This is a genomic window from Candidatus Dadabacteria bacterium, assembly GCA_026705445.1.
Taxonomy (GTDB): domain Bacteria; phylum Desulfobacterota_D; class UBA1144; order Nemesobacterales; family Nemesobacteraceae; genus Nemesobacter.
On the sequence record JAPPAR010000038.1, the window covers coordinates 37,684 to 44,659 of the forward strand.

The following is a 6,976-nucleotide window of genomic DNA, read 5'->3' on the forward strand; positions in this document are numbered from 1 at the left end:
TGATTATTCCCCATCTAAAGCCTGAATCGCTTTCAGTCTTTTCAGGAACTTATTGTATTGTGATGCTTCTTGGCATTCAACTACCCTTTTGTTTTGTTTGCTGGGAATTGCAAGCTAATCGACGCGCAAATCTAGGATTTTGTGTAATAAAGTATATAAGCCCCATTGAAATTTCCCGCGTGTTTGAGAAGATTACTGTTATTTTAGATGACAGGCAAAGCAAGCTGCGGACACGTTCTCTGCGGGCGACTATCCGCCCAAAAGACCGTTCGCGCAGATGAAACATCCGGTAGAATTCCGTATCCAAATGACGTTTTTAAAGAATCTCTCGGGATTTCTTAGAATAGAGCACACGTTTTTTTCCCTTCCGGTTATCTTCGCGGGCGCTTTTCTGGCCGTCGGCGGGATATTCAGTGCCCGGCTTTTCGTGCTGATTGTCCTTGCGGGGACGGGGGCGCGGACCGCCGCTCTGGCTCTTAACAGGATTTTTGACCGGGAAATAGACCGGGAGAACCCGAGAACCACGCGGAGAGAGCTTCCTTCGGGCAAAATGAGCATGGGCGAGGCTGTGGCCGTGGCGGCTGCGGGAGCCCTGCTTTACTTTGTCTCTGCCTATCTTATATGTCCGCTTGTCTTCCTTCTCTCCCCGATTCCGCTTGTTGCGTTTACCGTCTATCCGCTGATGAAGAGATTTACTAGCCTCTGTCATTTCGGCGTGGGACTCTCCCTTGCGCTCGGTCCGCTTGGCGGGTGGCTTGCAGTGAGGTGCTCTTTTGAGGAGATTCTTCCGGCAGTCGTGCTCTCGGTTTTCACTTTTCTATGGATTTCGGGGTTTGACATCATATACGCCACAGCCGACGAGGAGTTTGACCGCCGCCGCGGCGTTTTTTCCCTTGTCGCCCGTTTCGGGAAACAGAAGGCGCTTTCTGTTTCCAGGATCTGCCATCTGCTTTCGTTCGTTTCGCTTGTTTTTCTTTACCTTCTTTCGTTTCGCAGTTTCCTGGCGCTTTTGCCGCTTTTGCTCTGCGGCTACCTCCTTTACCTTGAGCACAGGAGCTTTGGACAGGTGGATTCCGCTTTTTTCAGAACCAACATCCTGATAGGTTTTGCAGTTTTGTTTTTCACCCTCGCGGGTATATACTTACCCTGATGATGAGAACCATAGTCGGAATTACTGGAGCTTCAGGGGTTGCTTACGGGGTTGATTTCCTCAGAAGATGCCCTGATGAGAAATATCTGGTGGCGAGCAAGTGGGGCAAAAGAGTCCTGCACGAGGAACTCGGCCTGAAGGTTGAGGAACTGCGTCCCTGGGTGACCGACATTTACAGTGATTCAGACCTCGCGTCTCCTTTTTCATCGGGAAGCAATCATTTTGATTCCATGGTCATAGTGCCGTGTTCTGTATCAACGCTTGCCAAGATCGCAAACGGAATAGCCGATACCCTGATAACGAGAATAGCGGCCGTGGCGCTAAAGGAGAAAAGAAGGCTCATAATCGCTCTCAGGGAGACGCCGCTTGGCACAATCGCCCTTGAGAATGCCCTTAAGCTTTCCCGCGAGGGGGTCGTTATCGCGCCGATCTCTCCGACTGACTACATGGGCGCCGAGTCGATTTCGGACGTGGTGAGCGGATACGTGGACAAGCTCTTGGGCCTAGTCGGCGTCGATACCGGCAGGGGATGGAGGAGGGACGAACTCGAGTAGTCTTTTCTCATGTCCACAAAAGGTTTTAGGAATCTAGAAAGCTTTATAAGCCATCTTGAAAGCATAGGCGACCTAAAGAGAATAAAAGCCGAGGTCTCCCCCGAGCTTGAGATAACGGAAATAGCGTCGCGAACCGTCAGGGATGGCGGTCCCGCCCTTCTGTTTGAAAACGTGGAGGGATCGGATTTTCCTCTGGTGATAAACCTCTTCGGCACGGAGCAGAGGGTGGAGCTTGCTCTCGGCAGAAAACCCGCCTCGGTCGGCGAGGAACTCGTCGAGATATTCCGCAAGGTTAACCCTCCATCGATACAGGGGATTTTTTCCGTGCTTCCAAAGGCCACCGGCCTGCTTTCCATGAGAACCAAGAAGGTAAGGCGCGGCGATGTTCAGCAGGTTGAAACCGAACCCGATCTCTCGAAGCTTCCCGTGATGAAATGCTGGCCGCGCGACGGGGGAAAGTTCGTGACGTTTGGTCTGGTGCTGACGAGGGATCCCGCTACGGGCTCAAGAAACCTCGGGATCTACAGGCTTCAGGTATATGACAACAGGACCACAGGGATGCACTGGCACGCGCACAAGGGAGGAGCCGCGCACTACCACGAGGCGAAAAAACTGGGAAGAGACCTTGAAGCCGCGGTGATCCTCGGAGGAGACCCAAGGATGATCTTCTCCGCGGTCGCTCCGCTTCCAGACGGCATGGACGAGCTCGCGTTTGCGAGCTATCTTCGCGGAAGCCCGATGCCGATGGTGAAGGGCAAGAGTATTTCGCTTCGCGTCCCGGCCGAGGCGGAATTCATACTCGAGGGTTCCGTTCCGAGGGACGTGCTGAGACAGGAAGGGCCCTTCGGCGATCATTTCGGTCACTACTCGATGGAGGCCGATTTCCCCGTTTTTAACCTGAGCGAGATAACCCACAGAAAAAATCCCGTGTACCCCTCCATCGTGGTCGGAAAGCCTCCTCAGGAAGACCTCTACCTTGGGATCGCAGCCGGCGAGATGTTCTCTCCTCTTATAAAGATAATACAGCCCGAGGTAAAGGACATGTGGGCGTATCCCGAGGCGGGATTTCATAACCTGCTCGCTGTTTCAGTCGACGAGCGTTATCCCAAGGGTGGGATAAAGGCCATGCTTGCGCTCTGGGGGACGGGACAGTTGCTCCTCACAAAGTGCATGATTTGCGTTTCAAGCGACGTTAACCCCAGGGATTTCTCCGCGGTGCTTCACGAAATAGGGGAGAATTTCGATCCTAGGGAGGATTTCCTCATGATACAGTGGGCTCCCTTGGATACCCTTGATTTTACGAGCAACAAGTTTAACGTGGGAAGCAAGATGGGAATAAACGCGGTAAGGAAAAACTCCCTGGAGAGAAAAACCTATGCCAGGGAGGTTCCCGATCCCAGGGAAAAACACCAGGATATAACGGGATTCAGGCTTCTTTCGGGAGGTTTCTGCGCCGTCCGGATAGATGAATCCCGGACCGATCCCAAGAAGATGATACGCAGGCTGTTTGAGACTCCGGGCCTTGAAGGGGTGCGCATAATCGCCCTTGTGAGCCCGGATATAGATTTAACTGATGACATGGAGCTTATCTGGGGTATCTTTACTAGGTTCGATCCTTACCTGGATGTTCTGTTCGAACATACGGAACTTCGGGGCTCAGCGGTAATTTACGACGGCAGGATGGGGATCGACGCCACCATAAAGCAGTGGTACCCCCCGGTAATAGAGATGTCGGAGGATATAAAGGACAAGGTTGAGACGAGATGGAGCGAGTACTGGAGCTGACCGAGAGTTTCTGCACCGACCCGAACCTGCTCCCCATAATGGAGAAGGTCGCCGAGGGCCGCAGGCTTTCCTTTGAAGACGGGCTTTCGATACTTGATTCCCCCGATCTTAACACTGTCGGCATGATGGCGGATTACGTTAAGAGAAAGAAGTCGGGGGAAAAGGTCTATTTCGTCGTGAACCGCCACATAAATCCTTCCAACATATGCGCCATATCGTGCCGGTTCTGCGCTTTCGGGACCACGAAAAAGTCCGCAAACGCCTACGAGCTCTCAGACGAGCAGATGCTTTCCATGCTGAGCGAGGAGATGAGGGAGGTTCACATAGTCGGCGGCCTTCACCCTGACTGGGAGTTCGATCATTACCTGGACATAGTGAAGATGATAAAACGCCACTTCCCGGATATTCACGTGAAGGCCTTCACCGCGGTTGAGATCGACTGGTTCTCGGAGATAAGCGGTCTTTCCCTGAAGGACGTGCTTCTCGCCCTTCAGGACGCGGGCGTTGACGCGCTTACGGGCGGGGGAGCGGAGATACTGCACGAAGAGGTGAGAAAGAAGATCTGCGCCCCGAAGACGGTCGCGACAAGATGGGAGGAAATCCACCGCCTGGCCCACACGCTTGGCATCCCTACAAACGCCACCATACTCTACGGTCATCTTGAAAAGCCCTTCCACGTGGTTGACCACATGGAGAGGCTTAGAAGAATAGAGGACGAGTTCCCCGGGTTTTTTGCGTTCATCCCCGTTCTTTTCCAGCCGGAGAACACGGGTCTTAAGAATGTAAAACCTTTCCCGGCCTCATACGACATGAAGGTTCATGCGCTTGCGAGGCTCTATCTTGACAATTTCCCTCACATAAAGTCCTACTGGATCACCCTCGGGGAAAAAGCAGCCCAGGTGGCACTGCATTACGGTGCGAGCGACGCGGACGGAACGATAATGAGGGAGAAGATCATCCACGACGCGGGCGCCCCCTCGGAAGTGGGTCACAGCAGGGATTTCATGATAAAGATGATCCGGGATTCGGGGTACGTTCCCGTTGAGAGAGACGCGCTTTATAACGAAATAAGGGTTTACAACTGATTCCCGTCTGGGGGTGGCTCTGCGGGTCCTCAGAGTCGAAATTTCCCGGTTTTTGCTTGGTGTGAGGAAAAATGAGACGTGATTTCTGGTCCAGGGTTTTTGTCTTGGCGCTTGTTGTGCTTGCGGGCGCGGCTTTTCCCGTGTACAACGAAAGTGTAGGGGAGGTTAAAAAGATGGAAAGCGGGAAAAACAGCGGTTACATGGAGGCAACTTTCGCCGGAGGATGCTTCTGGTGCATGGAGCCTCCTTTTGACAGTCTCAGCGGGGTTGTCGAAACGGTGGTGGGCTACTCGGGGGGAAAGGAGAAAAATCCTACCTACGAGCAGGTCTGGCAGGGTAGAACGGGCCACACAGAAGCGATAAGGGTCGTTTACGATCCCGCTAAGATAGACTACGAAACCCTTCTTGAGACTTTCTGGATAAACATTGATCCGACGCAGGTGGACGGGCAGTTTGCCGACAGGGGAAGACACTACAGAACCGCTATCTTCTACCACAACGATTCGCAGAAGGAAAAGGCCCTTCTCTCGAAGAAGAAACTCGAGGAGTCGGGCAAATTCAAAAAGCCGATAGTCACCTCGGTAGAGAAGTTTGTCTCTTTCTACAGGGCGGAGGAATACCACCAGGATTACTACAAGAAAAACCCGATTCACTACGGCAATTACAAAATAGGTTCGGGAAGGGCGGGCTTTATCGAAAGGACCTGGGGGAAGCAGGATCTTCAGTGAACTGGCAAACCCGCGGGATTTTCCTGAGTAAGCGGCCGGCACACTAAAAAGATTTTATCCTGAACCGATGACCGTTTACTTTCTTGACTCCCGAATAATGTTTCCCGATCCGTCCGAAGCAGAGCCGGGAGGACTTCTGGCGGTCGGAGGGGATCTTTCTCCCGAGAGACTTCTTCTGGCCTACGAAAACGGCATTTTCCCTTGGTATTCCGAGGAAGACCCCATTTTATGGTTCTCTCCCGACCCGAGAATGGTTTTTCTTCCGGAGGACTTCAAGTTCTCAAAAACCCTTTTAAAGACGGTAGCTTCCGGAAAGTTCTCGGTAAGAGCCGATACGGATTTCGCCGCGGTCGTTGAGAACTGCGCGCAGGTCCAGAGGAAAGGGCAGAACGGGACGTGGATTACCGAGGGAATGAAGGCGGCTTACGGGAAACTGCATGAACTGGGTTACGCTCATTCTTTTGAGACCTACCTGGATGGAGAGCTTGTCGGCGGTCTTTACGGAGTGTCTCTCGGCGGCGCGTTTTTCGGAGAATCGATGTTTCACCTCGAAACCGACGCTTCCAAAGTGGCTCTTTTCCATCTAGCGCGGAAATGCTGGGAATCCGGTTTTGATTTCATAGATTCCCAGGTTCCGACGGATCATATGAGGACTCTCGGAGGAAGAGAAGTCAGCAGAAAGGAGTTTCTACTTGTGCTTGAATCCTCTATTCTGAAGAAGACCCTGCGCGGCAGATGGGAGATCTGAACTGTCCCCGCCCCGGCGAAATGACAGAGGCCGGAAAAGTGGTTAAAATCCTGCCTCATGCCGAGACTGCTTGTCTTCCAGCATGTCCCTCACGAGATACTGGGAACTCTTGACCCGATGCTAAGAGATGCCGGTTTCAGGATACGTTACGTGAACTTCGGCCGTTCAAACTACAAGATCCCCAGACTCCGCAATTACGATGGTCTTGTCGTTCTGGGGGGGCCGATGAACGTGGATGAGACCGAGGAGTATCCTTACCTCGTACCGGAAACCGAGTCCATAAGGGAGTTTATCGAAATGGACGCTCCGGTGCTCGGCGTGTGCCTCGGTTCGCAGTTGATTGCCAAGGCCCTAGGAGCTCGGGTTAACAAGAACCCGGAAAAAGAGATCGGCTGGTATGACGTTTCCCCTACCGAAGAGGGGGGAGAGGACCGTCTTATGAGTGCATTCGGCGCGGTTGAGAAGGTCTTTCAGTGGCACGGGGATACCTTTGAGATTCCGCCGGGTGCCGTGCATCTGGCAACCTCCCCCGCGTGTACGAATCAGGCGTTTCGATACGGGGACAAGGTATACGGGTTCCAGTTCCACCTCGAGGTAGACGCGCCAATGATAGAACGCTGGCTTGTTACTCCGGTTAACAAAAAGGAAATCGAAGAACTCGGCGGCAAGATAAATCCCGATGTTATAAGATCCGAGACGCCAAAATACATAGATGCCCTTTCCGATCTCAGCAGGCGGACTTTCGGGGGTTTTATCGATCTGCTCGGGGGCACATCGGAGAAAAAGGCGCATATGCCTTCTGTCTGAAGCTTGGCCGTCCGCGGACCGTTCGGCGGTTTTCTCATTAACCGGGAATAACATACAGCGCTAGCCCGCATTTCTCACCGCATAGGGATATGGAAGGGTTTTTAGGGTCAGCAGCCATG

The 6,976-nt window shown here is 52.9% G+C and carries 7 protein-coding genes; all 7 read left to right on the forward strand.

What is annotated here, in order from left to right:
• Window positions 1-307: 307 nt before the first annotated feature.
• On the forward strand, window positions 308-1,150 hold the full coding sequence (ubiA, locus tag OXG75_07370) for a putative 4-hydroxybenzoate polyprenyltransferase (protein ID MCY3625789.1): 843 nt from the start codon (window positions 308-310) through the stop codon (window positions 1,148-1,150).
• Entirely contained in the window at window positions 1,150-1,704 is a 555-nt protein-coding gene (locus OXG75_07375; protein MCY3625790.1) for a UbiX family flavin prenyltransferase, read from the forward strand. Before ubiA ends, OXG75_07375 begins: the two co-directional genes overlap by 1 nt.
• 9 nt (window positions 1,705-1,713) lie before the next feature.
• Window positions 1,714-3,489, forward strand: a complete 1,776-nt coding sequence (locus OXG75_07380) for a menaquinone biosynthesis decarboxylase (protein MCY3625791.1) — start codon at window positions 1,714-1,716, stop codon at window positions 3,487-3,489.
• The gene (mqnE, locus tag OXG75_07385; protein ID MCY3625792.1) at window positions 3,468-4,574 is read left to right on the forward strand and encodes an aminofutalosine synthase MqnE; all 1,107 of its coding nucleotides are present in this window, start codon (window positions 3,468-3,470) and stop codon (window positions 4,572-4,574) included. The genes OXG75_07380 and mqnE overlap by 22 nt, the downstream gene beginning before the upstream one ends.
• A gap of 173 nt (window positions 4,575-4,747) precedes the next feature.
• Complete coding sequence (msrA, locus tag OXG75_07390) at window positions 4,748-5,302, forward strand: peptide-methionine (S)-S-oxide reductase MsrA (protein MCY3625793.1); 555 nt, start codon at window positions 4,748-4,750, stop codon at window positions 5,300-5,302.
• 67 nt (window positions 5,303-5,369) lie between these two features.
• Complete coding sequence (gene aat, locus OXG75_07395; GenBank protein ID MCY3625794.1) at window positions 5,370-6,050, forward strand: leucyl/phenylalanyl-tRNA--protein transferase; 681 nt, start codon at window positions 5,370-5,372, stop codon at window positions 6,048-6,050.
• 57 nt (window positions 6,051-6,107) lie between these two features.
• Window positions 6,108-6,857, forward strand: a complete 750-nt coding sequence (locus OXG75_07400; GenBank protein ID MCY3625795.1) for an amidotransferase — start codon at window positions 6,108-6,110, stop codon at window positions 6,855-6,857.
• Window positions 6,858-6,976: the final 119 nt, after the last annotated feature.